The sequence below is a fragment of the Pseudomonas sp. SWI44 genome, from assembly GCF_002947915.1.
GTDB lineage: Bacteria > Pseudomonadota > Gammaproteobacteria > Pseudomonadales > Pseudomonadaceae > Aquipseudomonas > Aquipseudomonas taiwanensis.
In genome coordinates this window covers 2,141,247-2,167,778 of sequence record NZ_CP026674.1, presented here as the reverse complement: position 1 = coordinate 2,167,778, position 26,532 = coordinate 2,141,247, and the positions used below count along the sequence as shown (strand labels likewise).

Genomic DNA, 26,532 nt, shown 5'->3' with positions numbered 1-26,532 from the left:
CGACCGCAAGCGCGGTGGAGCGCCTGGATGCGCAGGTGGAAAAACTGGGCATTATCCGTTGCTGGGGCCGGGTTGCCAACCTTTGCGCGGCAACCTTAATAAAGGTCGACTGGATCGACATCCAGTGACCAGCGTACCTGACGCCCGCTCGGCATCTGCTCCAACACTAGCAACCAGGCGCTGATCAGTCGATGCAAGGGGGCGCGGGTGTTGGCCTGGATCAAGAGTTGAGCGCGGAAGCGTCCCGCGCGGCGCTCCATCGGTGCAGGCACTGGGCCCAACAGCTCGATACCAGGCAGGGCCTGCTCGGCAACCAGTCGCTCGGCTGCGGCGCACGCCTCGTCGAGGAAGCTTTCTGCCTGGCCCGGCTTGTGGGCTTCGGCACGCAGCAGGGCGAGGTGGGAATACGGCGGAAGGCCCGCCGTGCGGCGCTCGCTCAGGGCCTGTTCGGCGAAGGCGAAATAGCCTTGCTCGGTCAGTTGCACCAGCAGCGGATGATCGGCCAGGTGGGTCTGGATGATGACCTTGCCTGGCTCCTCCGCACGGCCAGCACGGCCTGCTACCTGGACGATCAACTGCGCCATGCGCTCGCTGGCGCGGAAGTCGCCGGAAAACAATCCGCCATCGGCATCGAGAATGGCAACCAGGGTCACCCGCGGGAAGTGGTGACCCTTGGCCAGCATCTGGGTGCCTACGAGAATGCTCGGCTGGCCGCGCTGGATGGTGGTGAAAAGGTTGTGCATGGCGTCCTTGCGAGCGGTGCTGTCGCGGTCGACGCGCAGGATCGGGTAGTCCGGGAACAGAACCTTCAGGCGCTCTTCGGCCCGCTCGGTACCGGCCCCCACAGGGCGCAGGTCGACGTGATTGCACTGCGGGCACTGCTGCGGCAGGCGCTCGTCATAGCCGCAGTGGTGGCAGCGCAGGACACCGGAGCGCTGGTGCACGGTCATGCGGGCATCGCAGCGCGGGCATTCGGACAACCAGCCGCAGTCATGACACAGCAGGGTGGGGGCAAAGCCGCGCCGATTGAGGAACACCAGCACCTGCTGGCCGGCTTCCAGGGTCTGGCGGATGGCCTGCTGCAGTGGGCCACTGATGCCACTGTCCAATGGCAGGCTTTTCACATCCAGGCGCAGCATGCGCGGGGCGCGGGCGCCGCCGGCGCGCTGGTTCATGCGGAGCAGGCGGTAGCGTCCGGTCAGGGCGTTGTGCAGGGTTTCCAGCGAAGGTGTCGCGGAGCCGAGTACGATCGGGATGTTCTCTTGATGCGCCCGTACCAGCGCCAGGTCGCGGGCGTGATAGCGCAGCCCTTCCTGCTGTTTATAAGAGCCGTCGTGCTCCTCGTCGATGATGATCAGGCCTGGGTTCTTCATCGGCGTGAACAAGGCCGAGCGCGTTCCGATGATGATGTCGGCTTCGCCATCACGGGCGGCCAGCCAGGCGTCGAGGCGCTCGCGGTCGTTGACGGCCGAATGCAGCAAGGCGATGCGGGCATTGAAGCGTTGCTCGAAGCGCGCCAGGGTCTGTGGGCCCAGGTTGATCTCCGGAATCAGCACCAGTGCCTGCTTGCCGGCCTCCAGGGTTTCGCGGATCAGTTGCAGGTAGACCTCGGTCTTGCCGCTGCCGGTGACACCAGCCAGGAGAAAGGCGGCGAAGCTGCCAAAGCCCTCGCGCACGGTGTCGAAGGCCTCGCGCTGCTCTTCATTGAGCGGCAGTTCCGGCTGAGCCAGCCAGTGCTCATGCCGTGCCCCGGGCAGATGGCGGCGGACCTCGACCTGGACCAGGTCCTTGGCCAGCAGCAGGTCCAGGCTGTCCTTGTTCAGGTTGAGTTTGCTCAACAGGCTATGGGCCACGCCGTGCGGATGCTGGGCCAGTGTCTTGAGTGCATCACGCTGGCGCGGAGCACGGGCGATGCGTGGGTCTTCCAGGCGCGCGCCAGGGGCGACGTGCCAGAAGCGCTCCTGGCGCATCTCGGCCGGTTCACCCTGGCGCAGCAGGGAGGGCAGCGCCCAGCTCAGGGTGTCGCCCAAGCTGTGCTGGTAGTACTGGGCGGTCCACAGGCACAGCTTGAACAGGGCAGTGGGCACGGGTGAGACCGGGTCGAGCAGGGTAATCGCCGGCTTTAGCTTGTCAGCGGGCACTTCGCTCTGGTCGCAGACCTCCACCAGCACGCCGATGATTTCGCGCCGGCCGAATGGCACGCGAATACGCATGCCAGGCTCCAGTACCTGGCGCGCCATGCTCGCCGGTGCCCGATAGTCGAACAGGCGACGCAAGGGAGAAGGGAGGGCAAGGCGCAGTATGACGTCGGACACGCGGAAGGTCTCGGCAGGGTATTTCAACGAGTGGCGAGACTAGCAGACGACCGTCGGTGCAAGCGACAACTTGCGCTGACGCTGTGCTCTGGTATTATTCGCCGCCTAATTACGTGCGGTATTCAACAATTGGTGTTGGGTGGCGGCACGCAGCTCGAGGAAGTGACCATGAAAGCAGATATTCATCCGAACTACGAAGTAGTTGCAGTCACCTGCAGCTGCGGCAACAAATTCGAAACCCGTTCGACCCTGGCCAAGCCGCTGGCGATCGACGTGTGCTCCCAGTGCCACCCGTTCTACACTGGTAAGCAGAAAGTCCTGGACACCGGTGGTCGCGTACAGAAGTTCGCCGATCGCTTCGGTATGTTCGGTACCAAGAAGTAATCATGCGCATGGCGAATCCTTCGGGCTTCGCATTGCTGCAAAAAAAGGCGCCCCTTGTGGGCGCTTTTTTTGTGGGCGCGATGTGGCATTTTCCGGCTCTGGCGTTCTGCCCGCTGCCGGAAAACCCGCAGATGGTAGCCGTGCGACAGATCGTCGATGGCGATACCTTGCGCCTGACCGACGGTCGCAGTGTGCGTCTGATCGGTATCAATGCCCCGGAGATTGGGCGCCAAGGGCGCAGCAGTGAGCCTTACGCCGAAATGGCCAGGCAACGCCTGCAGGCGTTGGTCAAGGCCAGTGATGGCCGCGTAGGCCTGGTGCCGGGTGTCGAGGCAAAGGACAGGTACGGCCGCACCTTGGCCCATGTCTACGGCCGCAATGGCGACAATTTCGAAGCTCGTTTACTCAGCGAGGGGCTTGGCTATCGTGTCGCGGTCGCGCCCAATGTTCGCCTCGCCGGTTGCCAGCAGAGCGCCGAACAGGCAGCGCGTGCTTCCGGAGCGGGGTTGTGGCGACGTTCACCGGTGGTGCGCGGTGGCGATGTCAAACGGTCCGGGTTTGCCGTGATCGGCGGCAGAATCACCGGCATCGAGCGCAATCGCGGTGGTGTCTGGCTCGAACTCGACGATGCGCTGGTGCTGCAGGTTCCCGCTCGTCTGCAACGCAACTTCCCTTCGAGCTTCTTCGATAACCTCAAGGGACGCCAGGTCGAAGCGCGTGGCTGGGTGCTGGACCGTTCCCGCAAGGGGGGGCTTAAGCCAGGGCAGCGACGCTGGGTGTTGCCATTGACTGATCCGAGCATGCTGGAGCGCGTTTCACGGTGAAATAATTGTAGACATTTCGCCATCAGATTGTACACACTGGAAGCCGTATCCACCGTGGGTTGTAGCGTAAAGTCGTAGGCTAAAGGCCTTGACACAAGTGACTGACCAGTCTTGTGGCTCCCCGGCTCTTTGCGTATCCTCGGCGGTCCGTCAGAACAGTAAATAGCGGAAATGCCCACCATGTCAGACCTGAAAACCGCCGCTCTCGAATATCACGCTCAACCTCGTCCGGGGAAACTGAGCGTCGAGCTCTCCAAGCCAACTGCCACCGCCCGCGACCTCGCCCTGGCCTACAGCCCAGGTGTTGCCGAGCCCGTGCGCGAGATCGGCCGTGATCCGGAGCTGGCCTACAAATACACCGGCAAGGGCAACCTGGTTGCGGTGATCTCCGATGGCACTGCCATCCTCGGTCTGGGTGACCTCGGCCCACTGGCGTCCAAGCCGGTCATGGAAGGCAAGGGTGTTCTGTTCAAGCGTTTCGCTGGTATCGATGTATTCGACATCGAAGTCGACTCCGAAAGCCCACAGGCGTTCATCGACACCGTCAAGCGTATCTCCATCACCTTCGGTGGCATCAACCTCGAAGACATCAAGGCGCCTGAGTGCTTCGAGATCGAGCGCACCCTGATCGAGCAGTGCGATATCCCGGTCTTCCACGATGACCAGCACGGCACCGCTATCGTGACTGCCGCTGGCATGATCAACGCCCTGGAAATCGCCGGCAAGAAACTCGAAGATGCCAAGATCGTCTGCCTGGGTGCTGGTGCCGCCGCTATCTCCTGCATGAAGCTGCTGGTCAGCATGGGTGCCAAGGTCGAGAACATCTTCATGATCGACCGTAGCGGCGTGATTCACGCCGGTCGTGACGACCTGAACCAGTACAAGGCTCAGTTCGCCCACGCCACCGACAAGCGCACGCTGGCCGATGCCCTGGATGGTGCCGACGTGTTCGTTGGTCTGTCCGGTCCGAACCTGCTGAGCGCTGAAGGCCTGAAGTCGATGGCAGCCAACCCGATCGTGTTCGCGTGCTCGAACCCTGATCCGGAAATCTCCCCAGAGCTGGCCCACGCCACCCGCAGCGATGTGATCATGGCGACCGGTCGTTCCGACTACCCGAACCAGGTCAACAACGTGCTGGGCTTCCCGTTCATCTTCCGTGGCGCTCTGGACGTTCGTGCCAAGCGCATCAACGAAGAAATGAAGATCGCCGCCGCCGTCGCCCTGAAAGACCTGGCCAAGCTGCCGGTGCCGAAGGAAGTCTGCGAAGCCTACGGTGTTGAAGGTCTGGAGTTCGGCCGTGAGTACATCATTCCGAAGCCGCTGGATGCACGTCTGATCACCGTCGTTTCCGATGCCGTGGCCAAGGCTGCGATCGAATCCGGCGTGGCTACCCTGCCGTATCCGAAGCACTACCCGCTGAAAAGCGTGGATGAAGTGTTCAACGGCTGATCCAGTCGTAGCGATGTGAAAAAGCCCTGGCTCGCGAGAGTCGGGGCTTTTTTTCGCTTGAGTTTTGTGGGGGTGTAAATCGAGCGGCGCATCGCGAGCAGGCGCGATAAAAGGCGCTTGCGCGCATCTACCACTGACGTTACTGGCCCGAAACAGACGTAGGAGCGAGCCTTGCTCGCGATGCGCCGCGCGGGCGGCGCTCGATTCACGCACCGCCGCGGCGCTAGGCAAGCACCCGAACGGGCTTAGAACAGATCCATCGGCGCTGCTTCATCCGCTGGCAGCGGGCTACCTGGCGCTGCGCCATTGCCCAGTTCATCCACCGAGGGCGGTGAGTCTTCGGCCTTGAACAGCTCGAAGTAGGCGTTCGGCGTGCTTGGCGAGGCGGCACGACCGCTGATGGGGTCGACCCGCAGGCTGAGAATGCCTTCCGGCTCGGCCGGCGCATGGTTGGGCTTGTCCTTCAGCGCCGCGCCCATGAAGTTCATCCAGATAGGCAGGGCCACGGTGCCGCCATATTCTCGGCGGCCAAGGGTTTCCGGCTGGTCGAAACCGACCCATACCGTGGTGATGTAGTCGGCGTTGTAACCAGAGAACCAGGCGTCCTTGGACTCGTTGGTGGTACCGGTCTTGCCTGCCAGGTCGGTACGGCCCAGGGCCAGCGCACGACGGCCGGTGCCTCGCTTGATCACGTCCTGAAGCATGCTGGTCAGGATGTAGGTGGTGCGGCCATCAATGATCTGCTCGGCAGCCACCGGTGCTTGTGGGGTCGGTGCGACCTGGCCGTAGCTGGACGGTGCTTCACCTGGCATCGTGGCCGTGCTGATCGGCTGCTCCGGCGCAGCCAGACCTGCATGGTCTTCGGCGCCTTGCGGGACGCGTGCCGGATTGGCGGTGAACAGGGTCTCGCCGTTGCGGCTCTCGATGCGCTCGATCAGGTAGGGGTTGATCTTGTAGCCGCCATTGGCAAAGGTGCTCCAGCCGGTGGCGATTTCCATGGGCGTCAGGGTTGCGGTCCCCAGCGCCAGCGACAGGTTGCGCGGCAAGTCCTGCTTGTTGAAGCCGAACTTGGCGATGTAATCGATGGTGCGGTCCACGCCCATCGCCTGCAGCAGGCGGATCGACACCAGGTTTCGCGACTTGTACAGGGCTTCGCGCATGCGAATCGGCCCCAGGAACGTGTTGGTGTCGTTCTTCGGACGCCAGACCTTGTCCAGGTACTCATCGACGAACACGATCGGCGCATCGTTGACCAGGCTGGAGGCGGTGTAGCCGTTGTCCAGCGCAGCGCTATAGATGAAGGGCTTGAAGCTCGAGCCCGGTTGGCGCTTGGCCTGCATCGCGCGGTTGTAGTTGCTTTGCTCGAACGAGAAGCCGCCGACCAAGGCGCGGATCGCGCCGTTGTAAGGGTCGAGGGTTACCAGAGCGCTTTGTGCGCCGGGAACCTGGCTGAACTTGAGCTTGCCATCATCCAGGCGCTGCAGGCGCACCAGGTCGCCGACCTGGGCGACATCGGCCGGCGATTGAGGCGCGCGACCCTGGGAGTTGGTGTTGATGAACGGGCGGGCCCATTTCATGGTGTCCCAGGAGACTTCTTCTTCCTGGCCGCCACGGGTGAGCACTTTCAGGCCGCTCTTCTCGACCCAGGTAACGATGGCAGGCTCAAGCCCGCCCAGGGTGCGCTGCTTGTTAAGCTCTTGCAGCCAGGCTGCCTGGGTCTTGCCCGGGAAACGTGCCTCGGGGCCGCGGTAGCCGTGGCGCTCATCGTAATCGGAAAGCCCATTGAGGACGGCCTTGTTGGCCATTTCCTGCATGTCGCTCGGCACCGTGGTGGTCACCCGGAAACCTTCGGTATAGGCATCGCTGCCGTAGCGGCCAACCATCTCGGCGCGGGCCATCTCGGCGATGTAGGGTGCATTCACCTCGGGCGTCGGCACGTGGTAGCTGGCGTTCAACGGTTCGGCCAGGGCGGCCTGGTAGCTTGCCTCGTCGATTTTGCCGAGCTTGTACATGCGGCCGAGAATCCAGTCGCGGCGCTCCTTGGCGCGTACCGGGTTGGCCAGCGGGTTGAAGCGAGACGGAGCCTTGGGCAGGCCGGCGATCATTGCCATTTGTGCCAGGCTCACGTCACGGATCGACTTCCCGTAGTAAACCTGAGCGGCGGCCTCGATGCCGTAGGCGCGGTTACCCAGGTAGATCTTGTTGACGTACAGCTCGAGGATCTCGTCCTTGGTCAGTTCGCGTTCGATCTGCAAGGCAAGGAGGATCTCGTTGGTTTTACGCGAGAAGCTGCGCTCGCTGGTGAGGAAGTAGTTCTTCGCCACCTGCATGGTGATGGTGCTGCCGCCGGTCTGGATGTGCCCGGACTTTACCAGCTGGCTCGCAGCGCGCATCAGGCTGCTTGGGTCGACGCCATAGTGGTTAAGGAAATTGTCGTCCTCGGCAGACAGAAGCGCCTGAATGAACTGTGGGGGAATTTCCGCGAAACGAATCGGCGAGCGGCGCATTTCGCCGAACTCGGCAATCAGCTTGCCGTCGCTGCTGTACACCCTGAGCGGGATCTGCAACTGGATACTTCTGAGCGATTCGACCGAGGGCAGGCTGGGACTAAGATACAGAAACGCACCGCTCACACCGAGTACGAGCGCGCAGGTGACTGCGACGAGTGACCACCAGAAGAACTTCAGCAGGCGTATCAAGGCTTTTGGGTGTCCAGGTTGAGGAGTGAATTGCGCGTGGGTCCGGCGGACAAAAAACGCTGGGCATTATAAGCATTTTTCGTCTTTCCGGGTGACCGGCCGGGTGGCTTGCGCAACCGTCCGGCCCATCAGGCCAGGTTGTGGTCTGCCCATTGAAGCAAGGAAACAAGGATGTTTGGACGCTTCGGCAAGGATGCCGGTTCATTGTTGGGGGTGGAAATCACCTCGGATTCCGTACGAATGCTGCAACTTCAGCGGCGACGTGGGCGCTGCCAGGTGCTGGGGTGGGCCGTAGAGCCAATCGATCTGCCTTCGGTGGGCGAACAGCTGGCTGATCCCGAGCGGATCGTGTCGGCTTTGCGACGGGCCCATCGGCGAACGGGCATTCGTCAACGCCAGGTTGCCATGGCCCTGCCGGCGAACCAGGTGATCTGCAAGGTGTGCCAGTTGCCCGCAGGTCAGTCTGAAACCGAGCTCGAAGCGCAATTGCTGCTCGATGCCGATCAATTGTTTCCCTTCCCGCTTGAAGACCTGGCGTTGGACTTTCAGATATTGGGTGCTTCTCCGGTGCAGCCCGGTACGCTGGACGTCATGGTGGTGGCGTGCAGGCAGAGCGCCCTCGACCCGTTCGAGGCGCTGTTCCTCGATGCCGGCCTGGCGCTTGAGGTGGTGGAGGTCGACAGCCTGGCCTTGCAGCGGATGCTGCCGAAGCCCGGTGCCGATGATCTGGCTTTGGTCCGGATCGAGAGGGGCAGTGCGACCTTGCATTACTGGCCCCAAGGCGCGTTGCCGCAACGCCGGGAGGTGCAGTTAGCGCCGCCCGCCACCCGGGAGCAGGTGCGCTGTGCCGTGCAGCAGCTGCTGGACGAGCATGTGTCGGTCAGCGACATTCTGGTCGCCAGTCATGCTCCTCCCGAGCCAGGGCTGTTCCCTGAGTGGCGGACGCAGCGTGTGGCCCCTTGCCGGCGACTTCCGCCAAGGCCTGGCCTGGGTAATTGCAGCGAGACGTTGGTCCTTGCCTATGCCCTGGCGTTAGGAGGTATGGGTCAATGCCGCGCCTGAACCTGCTGCCTTGGCGTGAACGGCATCGACAGGCCGCGCTCAAGCGATTCAAGGGCTCCTTGGTTGCCAGTGGGGCCCTGGCTTTGTGCCTGGTGATCGCGCTCGATCAGCTCGCTCGCCAGCGTGTGCAGCGTCAACTTGCGCTCAACCAGCACAAGGAGGCGAAGCTTGCCGAGTTGGGTGAGCGAATGCAGTTGCTTGAGGAATCCCAGGCGGCCCTTGCGTCACTGCGCGAACAGCTCCAGGCGCTGGAAGGGCTACGGGCGGAGCAAGGTGTCCTGCAGGCCGTGTTCGTCGATCTGGAACGCGCTATTGCGCAGGGCGTTCAACTGACCGAGCTGAAGCTCGTGGATGGGCGACTGCGGATCGTCGGGCTCGCGGGGTCTGGTGCGCTGCTGGCCCAGTTGCTGCGCGATCTGGAGCGCTCATCGGTGATGCTCGATCTTCAGCTGCACAGGGTCAGGAGCGTGCCGGGTGGTGACGAATTCTTGCTCGTGGCTCAGGTGCGAGCGTCCTGGTCATGAGGAGGCTGCAGGCAGTGGACTGGCAGGGGCTCGTGGGGCGCTCCACGGCTTTCAGGGTGCTTGTGCCCGTCGGTCTGGCGTTGACGGTGCTCATGCTGGGTGGCTTGCTCAGGTGGCCGGAGCTGCGTGAGCGCCAAGGCTTGCAGCTGGCCAGGCACGCGCAGTTGGAGCAAGAGCATCGGTCCAGGGTCGGGCAGTTGCAAACGCTGGCTGGTGCGCAGGAGGCGCTCAGCGATGCCGAGCGGCGTTTGGATCAGGCGCGCTGGAGCCTTGCAGCCGGCGAAGGCATGAGTGACCTGCTCGATCGGTTGGTGACTTCCGGGCATACGCAGGGGTTGCACATCGAACAACTGGATGTGCCCGATCACGTCATGCAGGCCGGCTACCGCCAGACGCCTTTGAATGTGCAGGTGGTGGGGCGCTACTCGGCGGTGCGGCAATGGCTGGACGACTGGCTCGGCCAAGTGCGCCTGTTACGGCCCGCTGATATGACGTTGTCTGCGGTAGAAGGTCGCCCAGGGATGTTACGACTGCGCTTGCAAGTGCACACCTACCATGCCGAAGCGCCCGAGCCGGCCAATGAGTGGCTGGCCCAAATACCTGCAAAGGCCCAACCCCTGGCTCCAGTGGTCGATCCGTTTGCCGCGTGGTCGAGTCGTTCGCCTCGGGTCGGGCTGGAGGGCATGCCTCTGGCGCAACTGGAAATGGTCGGCAGTCTTGCGCGTGGACATACATACGAAGCCTTGTTGCTGGCTGCTGGGCAGCTGCACCGCGTGCGTGCCGGTGACCGGCTGGGGCGAGACGAAGGCATTGTGGTGCGAATCGACGAACGATCGACGCAAGTGCGCGAGCGCCTCTACCTGGGCGGCGCCTGGCAGGCGCGTACGGTTGTTCTGGCGATGCGCAAGCGCCTGGAAGAGGGGAGCAGGGAAGACGATGAAATGCCTGTTGAGGTGGATCGCGGCGGCGTTGTTGGTAGTCCCGCCGGTCATGGCGGCGCCTGACCGGGGGGAGCCGCTGTCGCTGAATTTCCAGGATGTGCCCGTGCGCTCAGTGTTGCAGGTGATGGCCGACTACGCGGGCATCAACCTGGTAGCCAGCGATGCCGTGCAAGGCAACATCACGTTGAGATTGCAGGATGTGCCGTGGGATCAGGCGCTGGAGCTGGTGTTGCGCAGCAAGGGGCTGGGCCGTCACCAAGAGGGCAATGTGTTGCTTGTGGCGCCGGCCGCCGAGTTGGCCGAGCAGTCCCAGGGCGAGCGGATCGGGCAGGAGCTGGAGGCTCAGTTGCAGCCCCTGAGCCGGGCATTGCTGCCCATCCACCATGCCAAGGCTTCTGAACTTGTCGAGTTGCTCCAGGCGACCCTGGCGGACGACGGTATTCTGACCGGTCGCGGCAGCCTGGCGGTCGATGCGCGTACCAACACGCTGATCGCCCACCAGCCAGCCGATAGGCTGGCCGAATTGCGCAGATTGGTGGCCGAACTGGACGTGCCGCTGCGGCAAGTGGCGATCGAGGCGCGCATCGTCGAGGCCAATGTCGACTACGAAAAGAGCCTGGGCGTGCGCTGGGGTGGACCGCTGTATGGCGAAACAGCGCAGTTGGGTCGTGATTTGTTCGTTGACTTGGGGGTAGACAGGGCGACCTCCGGGGTGGGGTTGGGCTTGCTGCGCGCGGAAGTGCTGCTGGATCTTGAGCTCAGTGCCATGGAGAAAAGCGGCAACGGCGAAATCATCTCGCAGCCCAAGGTGGTGACGGGCGACAAGGAAACCGCCAGAATCCTCAAAGGCACCGAAGTGCCATATCAGGAGACCAGCAAGAGCGGCGCCACGTCTGTCGCTTTCCGCGAGGCATCGTTGTCCCTCGAGGTCACGCCGCAGATCACCCCAGACGGCAAGGTGATCATGGCAGTCAGAGTGACCAAGGACGAGCCGGACTACGTCAACGCCTTGAACGACGTGCCTCCGATCCGCAAGAACGAGGTCAATGCCAGGGTTCGTGTAGCTGATGGCGAAACGATAGTGATCGGCGGAGTCTATTCGACCACGCAAAACAAAGTGATCGACAAGGTGCCATTTTTTGGCGATCTGCCGTATGTTGGGCGGCTGTTTCGACGCGATGCATTACAAGAGAAAAAATCCGAGCTGCTGGTCTTCCTGACTCCGCGTATCATGAGTGACCAGGCGATTGCTGTGAGTCGTTGATTCTGTGCGAAATTTGATACTTGTGGGGCCCATGGGCGCTGGAAAGAGCACCATCGGGCGCCTGTTGGCCAAAGAGTTGCGCCTGCTGTTCAAGGATTCCGACAAGGAAATTGAATTGCGAACCGGCGCCAACATCCCGTGGATCTTCGACAAAGAGGGCGAACCGGGCTTTCGTGACCGTGAGCAGGCGATGATCGCCGAGCTCTGCGGCCTCGATGGCGTGGTCCTGGCGACCGGCGGTGGTGCTGTGTTGCGCGAAGCCAACCGTCAGGCCCTGCATCGGGGCGGGCGGGTCATCTACCTGCATGCGTCGGTCGAGCAACAGGTCGGCCGGACAGCGCGGGACCGGAATCGCCCGTTGTTGCGCACAGCCAATCCGGAAGCGACCCTGCGAGCCTTGCTCGAAGCTCGCGACCCGCTCTACCGTGAAATCGCTGACGTGGTGGTGGAAACCGACGAGCGGCCGCCACGCATGGTCGTGCTCGATATCCTGGAGCGCTTGCAGCAGTTGCCGCCCCGGTAAGCCGGGACTATTCTCGGCGTCCGGCGCCGAGGCGAGGTTCAACGTCACCGCGTGGGTCGCTCTACCGACGCCGCGCCAAAGTACATTGTGGGGATACATGCAGACACTAAAGGTCGACCTGGGTGAGCGTAGCTACCCGATCTACATTGGCGAAGGCCTGTTGGACCAGCCTGAATTGCTGGCACCCCACATTGCCGGGCGGCAAGTCGCCATCGTCTCCAATGAGACCGTCGCGCCTCTGTACCTCGAACGCCTTGCCAATACCCTGGGCGCCTACTCGGTGCTTCCTGTGGTGTTGCCGGACGGCGAGGCCCACAAGAACTGGGAAACCCTGCAACTGATCTTCGACGCGCTGTTGACCGCCCGCCATGACCGTCGTACCACCGTGGTAGCCCTGGGTGGCGGCGTGATCGGCGACATGGCCGGTTTTGCGGCCGCCTGTTACCAGCGTGGTGTCGACTTCATCCAAGTGCCTACCACCCTGTTGTCGCAGGTCGACTCCTCCGTAGGTGGCAAGACAGGGATCAATCACCCGCTGGGCAAGAACATGGTCGGTGCCTTCTATCAGCCCAACGCGGTGCTGATCGACACCACCAGCCTCAAGACCTTGCCCCAGCGTGAGCTGTCCGCCGGCCTGGCTGAAGTGATCAAGTACGGCCTGATCTGCGACAAGCCTTTCCTGGACTGGCTCGAACAGAATATGAAAGCCCTGCGCGCCCTGGAGCCTGCGGCCTTGACCGAAGCCATCCGTCGCTCCTGTGCGGCCAAGGCGGCCGTGGTCGGTGCCGACGAGCGCGAGTCCGGCGTACGGGCGACCCTGAACCTTGGGCATACCTTTGGCCACGCCATCGAAACCCACATGGGTTATGGTGTCTGGCTGCACGGCGAAGCCGTGGCAGCGGGCACGGTAATGGCCCTGGAAATGTCCATGCGCCTTGGCTGGATCGACCAGCCGGCGCGGGACCGCGGAATCCGCCTGATGCAGGAAGCAGGTTTGCCGGTGGTGCCACCACAGGAAATGACCCCGGCGCATTTCATGGAGCATATGGCGGTCGACAAGAAGGTGCTCGACGGTCGCCTGCGTCTGGTGCTGTTGCGCCAGCTGGGTGAAGCCGTGGTAACCGACGACTATCCGAAAGAGATTCTTCAGGCCACGCTGTCGGCGGACTACCGCGCGATCGTGGCCCAGCTTTGAGGTTGTGACAGCGCAATGACCAGTTTGCATGCCGATGAGGCGTTTCTCGACCATTACCAGTTGAGCCACGATCCGTTCGCGCCGCGTGTGCCCGGCTTCAAGTTCTTCCCGGCCCAACGCAAGCCGGTGCTCGGGCAATTGCATCACTTGGCCCGTTATAGCCATTTGATGCTGGTCGTCACAGGTCCTGTAGGCAGCGGCAAGACCCTGCTGCGCCAGGCACTGGTGGCCAGCACCAACAAACAGTCCGTGCAAAGCGTGGTGGTTTCCGCCCGCGGTGCCAGCGATGCCGCCAGCGTGCTCGGGCAAGTCGCGCAGTCGCTGAGTGTGGCCCAGCCGGAGGTGCAGGCTATCCTGTCCCAGGTGGTGCAGCTGGCGCTGACCGGGCAAGAAGTCTACTTGCTGGTGGACGATGCGGAACAACTCGACGAGTCGGCACTCCAAGCGTTGCTGGAATTGGCAGCGGGCATGCCGGAAGGGCGTCCGCATGTGTTCCTGTTCGGCGAGCCGTCCCTGATTGCCGGGTTGGAGGCAATCGAAGTCGAGGAAGAGCGTTTTCATATCATCGAGCTTGCGCCCTACAGCGAGGAGGAAACCCGCGAGTACCTGGAGCAACGCCTGGATGGTGCTGGCCGGGGCATCGAGGTGTTCACCCGTGAACAGATCGTCGATATCCATGAAAACTCCGACGGCTGGCCTGGCAACATCAACCAGGTCGCCCGCGATACTTTGATCGAAGCCATGATCGCCAGCCGTGGAACGGCCAAGCGACCAACCATGGGGTTCAAAATGCCTAAGAAACACGTGCTCGCGCTGTCCGCTGTGGTTGTGGTCGCCGTTGCGGCCGCGGTTCTGATGCCGAAGAAAAGCGACAAGGCGCCCGCCGAAGCCCCTGCCGCACAGGCGCAGTTGCCGTTGGGCGAAGGTCAGCCGGGGGCTGCGCAGTCGAACAATGGTGGCCCGGCCATCGAGTTCTCCGGTACGTCCCAGCCGATGCCGCTGCCGCTGGTAGGGCAGTCGCAGCCAGTGATGCGTGAGCCGCTGGCTCAGGCCGCGGGCATGGGTGAGGGTGAGGAAGGCAGCCCGGCTGGCGACACCGCGCTGCAACCGGGCACTCCCCCTACAGTGACGACCATCGCACCGCCCCAGGGCGTGGCTGCTGGCCCTGCGCCGACGCCCGCGCAACCTGTCACCACGGCTCCGGTGCAGCCGGTTGCGCCTGCGCAGAAGCCTGTTGCAACCCAGCCTGCCAAACCGGTTGCGCCTACCAAGCCAGCCCAGGCACCGACCCAGGTCGCTGCGGCCAAGCCGGCCGCCAAGCCGGCCGAAAAACCGGCAGCCGGTGGCAGTGGCAACAGCGGCTGGTACGCGGGCCAGAAACCTGGCAACTATGTGGTGCAGATCCTTGGTACCAGCTCCGAGGCATCGGCACAGGCGTTCGTCAAGGCGCAGGGTGGCGACTATCGCTACTTCAAGAAAAACCTGCAGGGCAAGCCGCTGTACGTCGTCACTTATGGCAACTTCGCCAACCGCGATGCAGCGGTTGCGGCAATCAAGAACTTGCCAGCCAAGGTCCAGGCTGGTAAACCTTGGCCACGTACCGTCGCCAGCGTCCAACAAGAGCTGGCCTCGGCCCGCTGAAACCTTCCGGGCGGCAATACCCCGCCGCCCAGTTGCTGAGCGACCACTGACATTCGACTAGCCTGCTGCGCCTGAGCGCGGCAGGCTTTTCTGTCCCAGACTGCCGGCCACAAGCCAATCTTGCAGTCATGGCTGAAACGCTTCAGACTCGAGCCAGGCCGCTATCACGGCGCATGGCGCAAAAACATTCAAAATTGCGACATAAATTTTCAATGGTGAGACATGAAAATTTGTGAGTATCACTGTCGCTGTGCAACAATGGTTTTCCATGGCCACCGCAAAAAAGCTGGCGTTTGATCGGCGTGGATGGTAAGTGGTTGTACTAAAAAGAGATTTGCCTCCGGTTGAGAGGTGAACCTGGTGAGAAAGTGTCTATGAAAACAGGTCTGTACCATCCCGAAGAATTCAAGGACAACTGTGGTTTCGGCCTGATCGCCCATATGACGGGCGAGCCAAGTCACCACCTTCTGCAAACCGCCATGCAGGCGCTGACCTGCATGACCCACCGCGGTGGGATCAACGCCGACGGCAAGACCGGTGACGGTTGCGGTCTGCTCATGCAGAAGCCCGATCAATTCCTGCGTGCCGTAGCCCAGGAGCACTTTGCCGTCGAACTGCCCAAGCAGTACGCCGTCGGCATGGTGTTCTTCAACCAGGATCCGGTCAAAGCCGAAGCCGCCCGTGCCAACATGGACCGCGAAATCCTCGCGGCTGGCCTGAAGCTGGTTGGCTGGCGCAAAGTCCCGATCGACACCAGCGTGCTTGGCCGCCTGGCCCTGGAGCGCCTGCCGCAGATCGAACAGGTGTTCATCGGCGGTGAAGGCCTGAGCGACCAGGAATTCGCGATCAAGCTGTTCAGTGCCCGTCGCCGCTCGTCCGTGGCCAACGCCCATGATGCCGACCACTACATCTGCAGCTTCTCGCACAAGACCATCATCTACAAAGGCCTGATGATGCCGCGTGACCTTGCGGCGTTTTACCCAGACCTGAGCGACGAGCGCCTGCAGACCGCGATCTGTGTGTTCCACCAGCGCTTCTCCACCAATACCCTGCCGAAATGGCCGCTGGCGCAGCCGTTCCGTTTCCTCGCCCACAACGGCGAGATCAATACCATCACTGGCAACCGCAACTGGGCCATGGCCCGTCGCACCAAATTCGCCAATGACCTGATCCCCGACCTCGAAGAGCTTGGCCCACTGGTCAACCGCGTCGGTTCCGACTCCTCGAGCATGGACAACATGCTGGAGCTGATGGTCACCGGTGGCATCGACCTGTTCCGCGGCGTGCGCATGCTGGTGCCGCCAGCCTGGCAGAACGTCGAGACCATGGATGCCGACCTGCGCGCCTTCTACGAATACAACTCCATGCACATGGAGCCGTGGGACGGCCCGGCCGGCATCGTCATGACCGAAGGTCGCCACGCGGTCTGCCTGCTCGACCGTAACGGCCTGCGTCCTGCACGTTGGGTGACGACCAAGAACGGCTACATCACCCTGGCTTCGGAAATCGGCGTGTGGGACTACAAGCCGGAAGACGTGCTGGCCAAGGGCCGTGTCGGCCCGGGTCAGATCTTCGCCGTCGATACCGAGACTGGCCAGATCCTCGACACCGATGCCATCGACAACCGTCTGAAGTCGCGTCACCCATACAAGCGCTGGCTGCGTCAGCACGCCTTGCGTATCCAGGCGACCCTGACCGACGACCAGGGCGTGGCCAGCTACGATGCTGACCAGCTCAAGCAATACATGAAGATGTTCCAGGTCACCTTCGAAGAGCGTGACCAAGTGCTGCGTCCGCTCGGCGAGCAGGGCCAGGAAGCGGTCGGCTCGATGGGCGACGACACGCCGATGGCCGTGCTGTCCCAGCGCGTGCGTTCGCCTTACGACTTCTTCCGCCAGCAGTTCGCCCAGGTGACCAACCCACCGATCGACCCGCTGCGCGAAGCGATCGTGATGTCCCTGGAAATCTGCCTGGGTGCCGAACGCAACATCTTCCAGGAGTCCCCGGAGCATGCTTCGCGGGTGATTCTCAGCTCGCCGGTCATCTCGCCCGCCAAATGGCGTTCGCTGATGAGCCTGGAGCGCGAAGGTTTCGACCGCCAGCTGATCGACCTCAACTATGAGGAAAGCGTCGGTCTGGAAGCAGCCATCCGCAATATCGCCGACCAGGCTGAGGAAGCGGTGCGCAGCGGCAAGACCCAGCTGGTGCTGAGCGACCGCTACATCGCCCCGGGCAAGCTGCCGGTGCATGCCTCCCTGGCCGTTGGCGCGGTGCACCACCGCCTGACCGAGCAAGGCCTGCGCTGCGACAGCAACATCCTGGTGGAAACCGCCACCGCCCGTGACCCGCACCACTTCGCCGTGCTGCTGGGCTTCGGCGCCTCGGCTGTCTACCCGTACCTGGCTTACGAAGTGCTGGCCGACCTGATCCGCACCGGTGAAGTGCTGGGCGACCTGGACGAAGTGTTCAAGTACTACCGCAAAGGCATCTCCAAAGGCTTGCTCAAGATCCTGTCGAAGATGGGTATCTCGACCATCGCCTCGTACCGTGGCGCCCAGCTGTTCGAAGCGGTGGGCCTGTCCGAGGAAGTGGTTGGCCTGAGCTTCAAAGGGGTCTCCAGCCGGATCAAGGGCGCGCGCTTCGTCGACCTCGAAGGTGACCAGAAGCTGCTGGCGGCCGAAGCCTGGAGCGCGCGCAAGCCGATCCAGCAAGGCGGCTTGCTGAAGTTCGTCCACGGCGGCGAATACCACGCCTACAACCCAGACGTGGTCAACACCCTGCAGGCTGCCGTGCAGCAGGGCGACTACGCCAAGTTCAAGGAATACACCACGCTGGTCGACCAGCGCCCGGTGTCGATGATCCGTGACCTGCTGAAGGTGAAGGTGGCCGACCAGCCGCTGCCGCTGGATCAGATCGAGCCGCTGGAGGACATCCTCAAGCGCTTCGACTCCGCAGGTATCTCGCTGGGTGCGTTGTCGCCAGAGGCCCACGAGGCGCTGGCCGAGGCCATGAACCGTCTGGGCGCGCGCTCCAACTCCGGTGAAGGCGGCGAGGACCCATCGCGCTACGGCACCATCCGCAGCTCCAAGATCAAGCAGGTGGCCACCGGCCGTTTCGGTGTGACCCCCGAGTACCTGGTCAACGCCGAAGTGCTGCAGATCAAGGTCGCCCAAGGCGCCAAGCCCGGCGAAGGCGGCCAGCTGCCAGGTGGCAAGGTCAACGGCCTGATCGCCAAGCTTCGCTATGCGGTTCCTGGCGTGACCCTGATCTCGCCACCACCGCACCACGACATCTACTCGATCGAAGACCTCGCGCAACTGATCTACGACCTCAAGCAGGTCAACCCGCAGGCGCTGGTTTCGGTCAAGCTGGTGGCTGAGGCGGGCGTGGGTACCATCGCCGCTGGCGTGGCCAAGGCCTATGCCGACCTGATCACCATCTCCGGTTACGACGGTGGTACCGGTGCATCGCCGCTGACCTCCATCAAGTACGCTGGTGCCCCGTGGGAACTCGGCCTGGCCGAAACTCACCAGACCCTGCGCGGAAACGACCTGCGCGGCAAGGTCCGGGTACAGACCGACGGCGGTCTGAAAACCGGTCTGGACGTGATCAAGGCCGCGATCCTCGGCGCCGAGAGCTTCGGCTTCGGCACCGCGCCAATGATTGCCCTGGGCTGTAAGTACCTGCGCATCTGCCACCTGAACAACTGCGCGACTGGCGTCGCCACTCAGAACGAGAAGCTGCGCAAGGACCACTACATCGGCACCGTCGACATGGTGATCAACTTCTTCACCTTCGTCGCCGAAGAGACCCGCGAGTGGCTGGCCAAGCTCGGCGTGCGCAGCCTCGGCGAGCTGATCGGCCGCACCGACCTGCTCGATGTGCTGCCAGGCGACACCGAGCGCCAGCAGTACCTCGACCTGACACCGCTGCTGGGCAGCTCGCACATTCCGGCCGACAAGCCGCAGTTCTGCGAAGTGGACAAGAACCCGCCGTTCGACAAGGGTGAGCTGGCTGAGAAAATGGTCGAGATGGCCCTTCCGGCGATCCGCGACCAGGCGGGTGGCGAGTTCGCGCTCGACATCTGCAACTGCGACCGCTCCATCGGTGCCCGCATCTCTGGCGAAATCGCCAAGCTGTACGGCAACCAGGGCATGGCCGACAAGCCAATCACCTTCCGTTTCAAGGGGACTGCGGGCCAGAGCTTTGGCGTGTGGAACGCCGGTGGCCTGAATCTGCACCTGGAAGGTGATGCCAACGACTACGTCGGCAAGGGCATGACTGGCGGCAAGGTGACCATCGTGCCACCGGCCGGAAGCCCGTTCGAAACCCAACACAGTGCTATCGTCGGCAACACCTGCCTGTACGGCGCCACTGGCGGCAAGCTGTTCGCCGCTGGCACTGCCGGCGAGCGCTTCGCTGTGCGTAACTCCGGCGCCCACGCTGTTGTCGAGGGTACTGGCGATCACTGCTGTGAGTACATGACCGGTGGCTTTGTCTGCGTTCTGGGCAAGACCGGTTACAACTTCGGTTCTGGCATGACTGGCGGCTTCGCCTACGTGCTCGACATGGACAATACCTTCGTCGACAAACTCAACCACGAGCTGGTGGAAATCCAGCGGATCAGTGGCGAGGCGATGGAGGCCTATCGGAGCCACCTGGCGCGCGTCCTGGCTGAGTATGTGGAAGAGACCGGCAGCGAGTGGGGGCGTGAGCTCTCCGAGAACCTGGACGACTACGTGCGGCGTTTCTGGCTGGTCAAGCCGAAGGCGGCCAACCTGAAGCAACTGCTGTCCAGCACCCGTGCCAACCCGCAGTAAGAACAGCTGCAAGTGACGGCCCCGTGCGCGGGGCCCGTCGTGCTCAAGTGATCGTCTTGCAGCTTGCGGCCTGAGGCTTGCAACTGCGGTAAAGAGGTTTTGAAAAATGGCTGAACGTCTGAACAACGACTTCCAGTTCATCGAAGTGGGCCGCAAGGACCCGAAGAAAAAGCTGCTGCGCCAGCGCAAGAAGGAGTTCGTGGAAATCTACGAGCCCTTCAAGCCGCAGCAATCCGTGGAGCAGGCGCACCGTTGCCTGGGCTGCGGTAACCCTTACTGCGAATGGAAGTGCCCGGTTCACAACTTCATCCCCAACTGGTTGAAGCTGGTGTCCGAAGGCAACATCCTGGCCGCGGCGGAGTTGTCGCACCAGACCAACACCTTGCCGGAAGTGTGCGGTCGTGTCTGCCCGCAGGACCGTCTGTGCGAGGGTGCCTGTACCCTGAACGACGGTTTCGGTGCAGTGACCATCGGCTCGGTGGAGAAGTACATCACCGACACCGCTTTCGCCATGGGTTGGCGCCCGGACATGTCCAAGGTCAAGCCGACTGGCAAGCGTGTGGCGATCATCGGCGCAGGCCCGGCAGGCCTGGGTTGTGCCGATGTGCTGGTACGCGCCGGTGTGACGCCGGTGGTGTTCGACAAGAACCCGGAAATCGGTGGCCTGCTGACCTTTGGCATCCCTGAGTTCAAGCTGGAAAAGACCGTGTTGAGCAATCGCCGCGAAGTCTTCACCGGTATGGGCATCGAGTTCCGCCTGAACACCGAGGTAGGCAAGGACATCACCATGGAACAACTGCTCGCCGAGTACGACGCGGTGTTCATGGGCATGGGTACCTACACCTACATGAAGGGCGGCTTCCCAGGCGAGGACCTGCCGGGCGTGCATGACGCGCTGGACTTCTTGATCGCCAACGTCAACCGCAACCTGGGCTTCGAAAAGTCGCCGGAAGACTTCGTCGACATGCAAGGCAAGAAGGTGGTGGTGCTCGGTGGTGGTGACACCGCGATGGACTGCAACCGCACCTCGATCCGCCAGGGCGCCAAGTCGGTGACCTGCGCCTACCGTCGTGACGAGGCCAACATGCCGGGTTCGCGCCGTGAGGTGAAGAATGCCAAGGAAGAGGGCGTGAAGTTCCTCTACAACCGCCAGCCCATCGCCATCGTTGGTGAAGACAAGGTCGAAGGCGTGAAGGTGGTCGAGACCCGTCTCGGCGAGCCAGATGCCCGTGGCCGCCGCAGCCCCGAACCGATTCCGGGCTCCGAAGAGATCCTGCCGGCCGACGCCGTGGTGATCGCCTTCGGTTTCCGCCCGAGCCCGGCGCCGTGGTTCGAACAGTTCGATATCCAGACCGACAGCCAAGGCCGCGTAGTGGCGCCTGAAAAAGGCAAGTTCAAGCACCAGACCAGCAACCCGAAAGTGTTCGCCGGTGGTGACATGGTGCGCGGGTCCGACCTGGTGGTGACCGCCATTTTCGAAGGCCGTACCGCTGCCGAAGGCATCCTGGACTACCTGGAGGTGTGATCCTGGCCTGTCGCTGGTGCAAGGACTTTGCAGTCTTCGTAGGCGGCGACTTGCCGGCGACAGGGGCGTTAGCAACAGCCTATCAATAGTTTTGTATACAAAATCTATTGATCCAGGACATACCGATAGACAAAAGGCACGGCAAACAGCCGTGCCTTTTCTTTGTGCGTCTGAGAAAATGCCCGCACTTTTTTTCCGGATGCCGACATGACTGCCCTGAAGAACGATCGTTTCCTGCGTGCTCTGCTCAAGCAACCCTTAGACGTCACCCCGGTGTGGATGATGCGCCAGGCCGGCCGCTACTTGCCGGAGTACCGCGCCAGCCGCGCCAAGGCCGGTGATTTCATGAGCCTGTGCATGAACCCGCAGTTCGCCTGCGAAGTCACCCTGCAGCCGCTGGACCGCTACCCTCTGGACGCGGCGATCCTCTTCTCGGACATCCTCACCATCCCCGATGCCATGGGCCAGGGCCTGTACTTCGAGACAGGCGAAGGCCCTCGCTTCAAGAAAGTCATCAGCACCCTGGCCGACATCGAGGCGCTGCCGATCCCCGATCCGCAGAAGGACCTGGGCTATGTGATGGACGCCGTCAGCACCATTCGCCGCGAGCTCAATGGCCGCGTGCCGCTGATCGGCTTCTCGGGAAGCCCATGGACTCTCGCCACCTACATGGTCGAAGGCGGCTCATCCAAGGACTTCCGCAAAACCAAGGCCATGGCCTACGACAACCCCGAAGCCCTGCACCTGCTGCTGGACAAGCTGGCCCAGTCGGTGACCAGTTACCTCAATGGCCAGATCCTTGCCGGTGCTCAAGCGGTGCAGATCTTCGATACCTGGGGCGGTAACCTGTCGGCGGCGGCCTACCAGGAGTTCTCCCTGGCCTACATGCGCAAGATCGTCAGCGGTCTTGTTCGCGAGCACGAAGGCCGCAAGGTTCCGGTGATCCTGTTCACCAAGAATGGCGGCTTGTGGCTGGAAAGCATTGCCGAGGCGGGTGCCGATGCACTGGGCCTGGACTGGACCTGCGAGATCGGCGATGCCCGTCGCCGGGTGGGTGACAAGGTGGCCCTGCAGGGCAACATGGACCCGACCGTGCTGTATGCCAAGCCAGAGGCCATCCGCAAGGAAGTGGCGCGCATCCTGGCCAGCTACGGCAAGGGGAGCGGCCATGTATTCAACCTCGGTCACGGCATTACCCCGGAAGTCGACCCTGAGCATGCTGGCGTGTTCATCAACGCCGTCCACGAGTTGTCGGCGCAGTACCACAACTAAGCGTTCTTCCAGTGGCTGTCAGGTCGCAATGGCCTGACAGCGCCTGGTTAGGTTTTGCAGCCAGTCGCCAGACTTTTCCTATAGGGCGGTCTGGAGCGGTTCTCTAGTCTTGAGGCTTCGCCCGAACCCCTCACGTGCGCCTGGAGCCTTCATGCAAAACACATCCATCAGGCAAGTATCCACCTTCGGTCCTCCCTGTGTTCACGTCAGAGAGCTGCTGGCCTGGCCGCCTCAAAGACCGTGTCATGCATGAACGAAAGTATTGCTGGCAACGGATTCTGCTCCACTGGCTTTCCGCTGTATTGATTCTGTGGGTACTGCTCAGTGACCTTTGCGTCGCACTGATGGATGTAGAGCGCTCGACCTACGAACGCATCAGTGGTTTCAATGCGGCGATCTGCGTGCTCTATATTCCCCTGTTCCTGCTGCGTTGCCTGTTGTACCGGCTCTGCACCCAGCGCGAAGTCGGCCCCGCCGGTCAACCACTGAAATTGATGGTTTGCACGGTGCACGAGGCGCTCTACTTGAGTACCGCTGCCGTTTTGTTGTCCGGCGTATTGATGATCAGGCGCGAGGTCGATGTGCTCGGCTGGTTCATCGTTCCTGCGTTGCTGGACGATCCGCTGTGGCTGGATATCTGGTTTGAACTGCATCGTGTCTCCCGCGCACTCCTGACGGTCTTGTTGCTGGTGCATGTCGGCGCGGTCGTCGTGCAGGGCTATCAGGGACGTAACGTGCTGCGACGAATGCTGCCCTGAGTGGCTGATGCCCTCCTGAGTCCTGGTCTGGCCGGTGACGCTGCATCTTGCGATGTCGGTGGGGAGGGGCGTGTTCGCTGCCTAATGGTCCTCCCCAAACTCCATCAACAGGTTTGTTTACATGCTCATACGTTTTACTCGTCCGCTCCGGCGAGGTTTGACGCTGGTCGAAATCATGATGGTGATGGCGACGCTTGGCATGCTGGGAGTGCTGGTGATGCTCAGCCTCCTGGTTCTCCCCGCTCAGCCGAGTGTGTTCACGGTGCGGGAAGACCTGAAGTCGATCGCCTCGGCGCTGGAGGTGTATCGACTGGACAATGGCACCTATCCCACCACGGCGCAGGGGCTTGAGGCGCTGGTCAAATTGCCTACCCGGCCACCCCTGCCAAGATTCTGGGATGCCCAAGGCTATTTGGCGTCATTGCCAGCCGACCCCTGGGGCTCTGCCTACCAGTACGAAATTCCGGGCACGCGCTCGAACCTGGACTATGACCTGTTCTCCTGGGGCGCCGACGGTGAAGCGGGTGGGGAAGGGGAAAACGCCGACGTTGGCAACTGGGCCGAGTGAGCCCACCGCCGAGCGATTAAGTTTCGCTTCAGCAGTGCTCGCTACTCTGAGGCCATCGAAACCCAAACAAGGACTTACCCTATGAAATTCCGTTACCTGGCCTTCCTGCTTGTGCCTGTGTTCAGCACCGCTGCCCTGGCTGCAGGCTACACCGGCCCCGGTGCCCAACCCGTGATCACCGTGGCAGCGGCCAACGAAGCCGCAGACGACACCCCGGTCGTACTGCAAGGGTTCGTGACCAAGAAGATCAACAACGACGACAAGTACGAATTCAAGGACAACACCGGCACCATCACCGTTGAAATCGACGATGAGGACCTGCCAGCAACGCCGTTCAACGAGAAGACCAAGGTAAAACTGACCGGCGAAGTGGAAAAGCACCTGATGAGCCGTGAGGTGGACGTGGACATCGTCGAGATCATCAACTGACTCGGTGCCTGCTGGGGCCGTTGCCCGGCCCTGGCTTCACGCTGTCTTGGTCGGCAATGTGCTCAGGTGCAGCGCCACCAGGAGTGCCACCGCCAAGAGGCTGCCGATGAACAGCCCGATTCCGTACCAGCCCGCATGGTGCCAGAACACACCACCTGCCGTCCCGGCCACGCTCGACCCCGCGTAATAGCAGAACAGGTACAGCGATGATGCCTGCCCTTTCGCCTTCAGTGCCCGACGGCCGATCCAGCTGCTGGCCACCGAGTGCGCACCGAAGAAGCCGAACGTGAACACCAGCATGCCGAGGATGACCATCGCCAACGGGCTGAACAAGGTCATCAACAAACCGCTGGCCATCACCAGGATACTGGCCCAGAACACCTTGCGCCGGCCCAGCTTGTCGGCCAGCGCGCCTACCTGCGCGGAACTGTAGATACCCGACAGGTACACCACCGACAGCAGGCCGACCAGCGCCTGGTTCATGTGGTAGGGCTCGGCCAGCAGGCGGTAGCCAATGTAGTTGAACAGGGTGACGAAAGCGCCCATCAGCAGGAAGGCTTCGAGAAACAGCCAGGGCAGGCCTGCGTCTTTGAAGTGCATGACGAAGCCATCCAGCAGGTTGCGCGGGTTCATGGCCTGCGGGCGGAAGTTGCGCGATTCGGGCAGCACTTTCCAGAACACCACCGCTGCCACCAGGGCCAGGCCGCCAATGGTCAGCATCGCCGTGTGCCAGCTGACGAAGTCGATCAGGACGCCGGTGATCAGCCGCCCACTCATGCCGCCAATGGCATTGCCGCCGATGTACAGGCCCATGGCCAGGCCGATGTGCTGGGGATGGATCTCTTCGCTCAAGTAAGTCATTGCCACCGCTGCCAGGCCGCTCAGCGACAGACCGACCAGTGCACGGGTTGCCAGTACCCCTTCCCAGGTCGGCATGACTGCGCTGGCCAAGGTCGACAGTGCCGCGCACAGCAGCGCGAACACCATCACCGGCTTGCGCCCGATGCGATCGGAAATCGGCCCGGTGATCAACAGTCCGAAGGCCAGCATGGCAGTCGAAACCGACAACACCAGGCTGCTCTGCGCGGCGTTGATGGCAAACTCCTTGGAGAGCAGCGGCATCATTGGCTGCACGCAGTACAACAGGGCGAAGGTGGCGAAGCCACCGCTGAACAGGGCCAGCACGGTCTTCATGAAGGCGGGGGTGCCTTTTTCGATCCAGGTGTCGTTGAAGGTCGTCGGGTCAGGTTCGGTAGGCTGGGAAGCTACAGCTGTTTTCACGGACAGGTACCTCAAGCGCGATGAAAAAAGCATATAGCTCGCTAATGATTACATCCAATATATTGTTCGACCTATTTGAGATGTTCTGCGACTTGATTGGAGCCCTTCATGGAACTGCGCCATCTGCGGTACTTCATTGCCGTGGCCGAAGAACTGCACTTTGGCCGTGCCGCTCAACAACTGGGAATCTCTCAGCCCCCTCTGAGCCAGCAGATCCAGGCATTGGAACTCGAGTTGGGGGCGCGTCTGTTCGAGCGCACCAACCGCCGCGTCGAACTGAGCGAAGCAGGACGCCTGTTTCTCGAGGAAGCGCGTCAAGTGCTGGCCCAGGTCGAGAAGGCGGCCGATGTGGCGCGTCGGGCTCAGTTGGGTGAGCTGGGTGAAATGAAGATCGGCTTCACCTCGTCGGCACCGTTCACGTCGAAGATCCCCAAGGCCATCCATGCGTTTCGCCAGCGCTTTCCCGCGGTGCATCTGAACCTGAAGGAAATGAGCAGCCGCGATGTTGCCGAAGGGGTGTTCGATGAGTCGATCGAGGTCGGCCTGATGCGTCCGATGCCCTTACCGGACGGGCTGGTAGCCACCGAGCTGTTTCGAGAGCCGCTGGTGGCGGTGATCAACGCATCGCACCCCTTGGCCGTTGGCACCGAGCGGGGAGTGCACATCGCGGCGCTGGCCCATGAACCGTTCGTGTTCTTCCCGCGTAGCTATGGCAGTGGCCTGTATGCGCAACTGCTGAACCTGGCGCGCGATGCCGGGTTCAGTCCGCACTTCGCCCAGGAGGCAGGTGAAGCGATGACCATCATTGGGCTGGTTTCAGCGGGCCTGGGGGTGTCGGTGTTGCCTGCTTCGTTCCAGCGCATGCAGATCGAGGGCGTTGTGTATCGCACCTTGCTGGACGAGGGGGCGACGAGCGCGGTGTGGCTGGTGCAGCGTGAGGGTGGTGGATCGGTCATGGCCAAGGCATTTGCCGAGCTGCTGACGGGGTTGTTGATGGGATGAAGGGCTGGGTAAGGGCGCAGCCCCGGCAACCCGGCGCCCACTGCAGGGGCCGGATC

Annotated in this window: 20 protein-coding genes; 17 read left to right on the top strand and 3 right to left on the bottom strand. The window is 62.4% G+C overall.

All coding sequences use genetic code 11. The features are described 5' to 3' along the window. Positions 1-95: 95 nt before the first annotated feature. Positions 96-2,315: a primosomal protein N' gene (locus C4Q26_RS10195; RefSeq protein ID WP_023378218.1), complete on the bottom strand. Its 2,220-nt coding sequence runs from the start codon at positions 2,313-2,315 to the stop codon at positions 96-98. Between the two features lie 168 nt (positions 2,316-2,483). Between C4Q26_RS10195 and rpmE the strand changes: the two genes are divergently transcribed. The 3 genes from rpmE to C4Q26_RS10180 all read left to right on the top strand — a co-directional run bounded on the left by rpmE (position 2,484) and on the right by C4Q26_RS10180 (position 4,972). Then, on the top strand, positions 2,484-2,699 hold the full coding sequence (rpmE, locus tag C4Q26_RS10190) for a 50S ribosomal protein L31 (protein WP_023378219.1): 216 nt from the start codon (positions 2,484-2,486) through the stop codon (positions 2,697-2,699). Between the two features lie 2 nt (positions 2,700-2,701). Continuing rightward, positions 2,702-3,523 carry a thermonuclease family protein gene (locus C4Q26_RS10185; protein WP_023378220.1) on the top strand — a complete coding sequence of 274 codons (822 nt, stop codon included), beginning with the start codon at positions 2,702-2,704 and terminating at the stop codon, positions 3,521-3,523. A 180-nt stretch (positions 3,524-3,703) separates the two neighbouring features. Then, positions 3,704-4,972 carry a malic enzyme-like NAD(P)-binding protein gene (locus C4Q26_RS10180; protein WP_023378221.1) on the top strand — a complete coding sequence of 423 codons (1,269 nt, stop codon included), beginning with the start codon at positions 3,704-3,706 and terminating at the stop codon, positions 4,970-4,972. A 245-nt stretch (positions 4,973-5,217) separates the two neighbouring features. Here the strand turns inward: C4Q26_RS10180 and C4Q26_RS10175 are convergent, their stop codons facing one another. Continuing rightward, on the bottom strand, positions 5,218-7,668 hold the full coding sequence (locus C4Q26_RS10175; protein WP_371919601.1) for a penicillin-binding protein 1A: 2,451 nt from the start codon (positions 7,666-7,668) through the stop codon (positions 5,218-5,220). A 174-nt stretch (positions 7,669-7,842) separates the two neighbouring features. On the opposite strand from C4Q26_RS10175, the gene pilM reads away from it, so the two are divergent. The 13 genes from pilM to C4Q26_RS10110 all read left to right on the top strand — a co-directional run bounded on the left by pilM (position 7,843) and on the right by C4Q26_RS10110 (position 24,193). Continuing rightward, positions 7,843-8,733 carry a type IV pilus biogenesis protein PilM gene (gene pilM / locus C4Q26_RS10170; protein WP_104882282.1) on the top strand — a complete coding sequence of 297 codons (891 nt, stop codon included), beginning with the start codon at positions 7,843-7,845 and terminating at the stop codon, positions 8,731-8,733. Further along, positions 8,721-9,257: a PilN domain-containing protein gene (locus C4Q26_RS10165; protein ID WP_104883047.1), complete on the top strand. Its 537-nt coding sequence runs from the start codon at positions 8,721-8,723 to the stop codon at positions 9,255-9,257. The genes pilM and C4Q26_RS10165 overlap by 13 nt, the downstream gene beginning before the upstream one ends. A 56-nt stretch (positions 9,258-9,313) precedes the next feature. After that, on the top strand, positions 9,314-10,261 hold the full coding sequence (locus C4Q26_RS10160; RefSeq protein ID WP_256583396.1) for a pilus assembly protein PilP: 948 nt from the start codon (positions 9,314-9,316) through the stop codon (positions 10,259-10,261). After that, positions 10,248-11,462 carry a type IV pilus secretin PilQ gene (locus tag C4Q26_RS10155; RefSeq protein ID WP_371919600.1) on the top strand — a complete coding sequence of 405 codons (1,215 nt, stop codon included), beginning with the start codon at positions 10,248-10,250 and terminating at the stop codon, positions 11,460-11,462. Before C4Q26_RS10160 ends, C4Q26_RS10155 begins: the two co-directional genes overlap by 14 nt. Before the next feature lie 4 nt (positions 11,463-11,466). Next, positions 11,467-11,985 carry a shikimate kinase AroK gene (aroK, locus tag C4Q26_RS10150; RefSeq protein ID WP_023378227.1) on the top strand — a complete coding sequence of 173 codons (519 nt, stop codon included), beginning with the start codon at positions 11,467-11,469 and terminating at the stop codon, positions 11,983-11,985. 97 nt (positions 11,986-12,082) lie between these two features. Next, entirely contained in the window at positions 12,083-13,180 is a 1,098-nt protein-coding gene (gene aroB / locus C4Q26_RS10145) for a 3-dehydroquinate synthase (RefSeq protein ID WP_023378228.1), read from the top strand. 15 nt (positions 13,181-13,195) lie between these two features. Next, complete coding sequence (locus C4Q26_RS10140; RefSeq protein WP_104883044.1) at positions 13,196-14,821, top strand: AAA family ATPase; 1,626 nt, start codon at positions 13,196-13,198, stop codon at positions 14,819-14,821. A gap of 374 nt (positions 14,822-15,195) precedes the next feature. After that, positions 15,196-19,641 (top strand): glutamate synthase large subunit, encoded by a 4,446-nt coding sequence (gene gltB, locus C4Q26_RS10135; RefSeq protein ID WP_023378230.1) that lies wholly within the window; start codon positions 15,196-15,198, stop codon positions 19,639-19,641. Positions 19,642-19,747: 106 nt separating this feature from the next. Beyond that, entirely contained in the window at positions 19,748-21,166 is a 1,419-nt protein-coding gene (locus C4Q26_RS10130) for an FAD-dependent oxidoreductase (protein WP_023378231.1), read from the top strand. Between the two features lie 207 nt (positions 21,167-21,373). Further along, positions 21,374-22,438, top strand: a complete 1,065-nt coding sequence (gene hemE, locus C4Q26_RS10125; protein WP_104883043.1) for a uroporphyrinogen decarboxylase — start codon at positions 21,374-21,376, stop codon at positions 22,436-22,438. 245 nt (positions 22,439-22,683) lie between these two features. Further along, entirely contained in the window at positions 22,684-23,196 is a 513-nt protein-coding gene (locus C4Q26_RS10120) for a cytochrome b/b6 domain-containing protein (protein ID WP_023378233.1), read from the top strand. A 121-nt stretch (positions 23,197-23,317) separates the two neighbouring features. Next, positions 23,318-23,764 carry a type II secretion system major pseudopilin GspG gene (gene gspG / locus C4Q26_RS10115; protein ID WP_027907913.1) on the top strand — a complete coding sequence of 149 codons (447 nt, stop codon included), beginning with the start codon at positions 23,318-23,320 and terminating at the stop codon, positions 23,762-23,764. 81 nt (positions 23,765-23,845) lie between these two features. Beyond that, positions 23,846-24,193, top strand: coding sequence for a YgiW/YdeI family stress tolerance OB fold protein (locus C4Q26_RS10110; protein WP_104882279.1), 348 nt, complete (start codon positions 23,846-23,848; stop codon positions 24,191-24,193). A 36-nt stretch (positions 24,194-24,229) separates the two neighbouring features. Here C4Q26_RS10110 and C4Q26_RS10105 read toward each other — a convergent pair whose 3' ends face one another. Further along, on the bottom strand, positions 24,230-25,387 hold the full coding sequence (locus tag C4Q26_RS10105; protein WP_256583404.1) for an MFS transporter: 1,158 nt from the start codon (positions 25,385-25,387) through the stop codon (positions 24,230-24,232). A 195-nt stretch (positions 25,388-25,582) separates the two neighbouring features. Here C4Q26_RS10105 and C4Q26_RS10100 point away from each other — a divergent pair, with 195 nt between their 5' ends. Next, positions 25,583-26,476, top strand: coding sequence for a LysR family transcriptional regulator (locus tag C4Q26_RS10100; RefSeq protein WP_027907915.1), 894 nt, complete (start codon positions 25,583-25,585; stop codon positions 26,474-26,476). The last annotated feature ends 56 nt before the right edge of the window (positions 26,477-26,532 follow it).

Coding starts and splice junctions, on each gene's coding strand:
- C4Q26_RS10185 (WP_023378220.1), top strand. CDS start 2,702: ATGCGCATGGCGAATCCTTCGGGCTTCGCATTGCTGCAAAAAAAGGCG.
- hemE (WP_104883043.1), top strand. CDS start 21,374: ATGACTGCCCTGAAGAACGATCGTTTCCTGCGTGCTCTGCTCAAGCAA.
- aroB (WP_023378228.1), top strand. CDS start 12,083: ATGCAGACACTAAAGGTCGACCTGGGTGAGCGTAGCTACCCGATCTAC.
- C4Q26_RS10120 (WP_023378233.1), top strand. CDS start 22,684: ATGCATGAACGAAAGTATTGCTGGCAACGGATTCTGCTCCACTGGCTT.
- rpmE (WP_023378219.1), top strand. CDS start 2,484: ATGAAAGCAGATATTCATCCGAACTACGAAGTAGTTGCAGTCACCTGC.
- gspG (WP_027907913.1), top strand. CDS start 23,318: ATGCTCATACGTTTTACTCGTCCGCTCCGGCGAGGTTTGACGCTGGTC.
- C4Q26_RS10155 (WP_371919600.1), top strand. CDS start 10,248: ATGGCGGCGCCTGACCGGGGGGAGCCGCTGTCGCTGAATTTCCAGGAT.
- C4Q26_RS10100 (WP_027907915.1), top strand. CDS start 25,583: ATGGAACTGCGCCATCTGCGGTACTTCATTGCCGTGGCCGAAGAACTG.
- gltB (WP_023378230.1), top strand. CDS start 15,196: ATGAAAACAGGTCTGTACCATCCCGAAGAATTCAAGGACAACTGTGGT.
- C4Q26_RS10105 (WP_256583404.1), bottom strand. CDS start 25,387: ATGAAGACCGTGCTGGCCCTGTTCAGCGGTGGCTTCGCCACCTTCGCC.
- C4Q26_RS10140 (WP_104883044.1), top strand. CDS start 13,196: ATGACCAGTTTGCATGCCGATGAGGCGTTTCTCGACCATTACCAGTTG.
- pilM (WP_104882282.1), top strand. CDS start 7,843: ATGTTTGGACGCTTCGGCAAGGATGCCGGTTCATTGTTGGGGGTGGAA.
- C4Q26_RS10130 (WP_023378231.1), top strand. CDS start 19,748: ATGGCTGAACGTCTGAACAACGACTTCCAGTTCATCGAAGTGGGCCGC.
- C4Q26_RS10180 (WP_023378221.1), top strand. CDS start 3,704: ATGTCAGACCTGAAAACCGCCGCTCTCGAATATCACGCTCAACCTCGT.
- C4Q26_RS10110 (WP_104882279.1), top strand. CDS start 23,846: ATGAAATTCCGTTACCTGGCCTTCCTGCTTGTGCCTGTGTTCAGCACC.
- C4Q26_RS10165 (WP_104883047.1), top strand. CDS start 8,721: ATGCCGCGCCTGAACCTGCTGCCTTGGCGTGAACGGCATCGACAGGCC.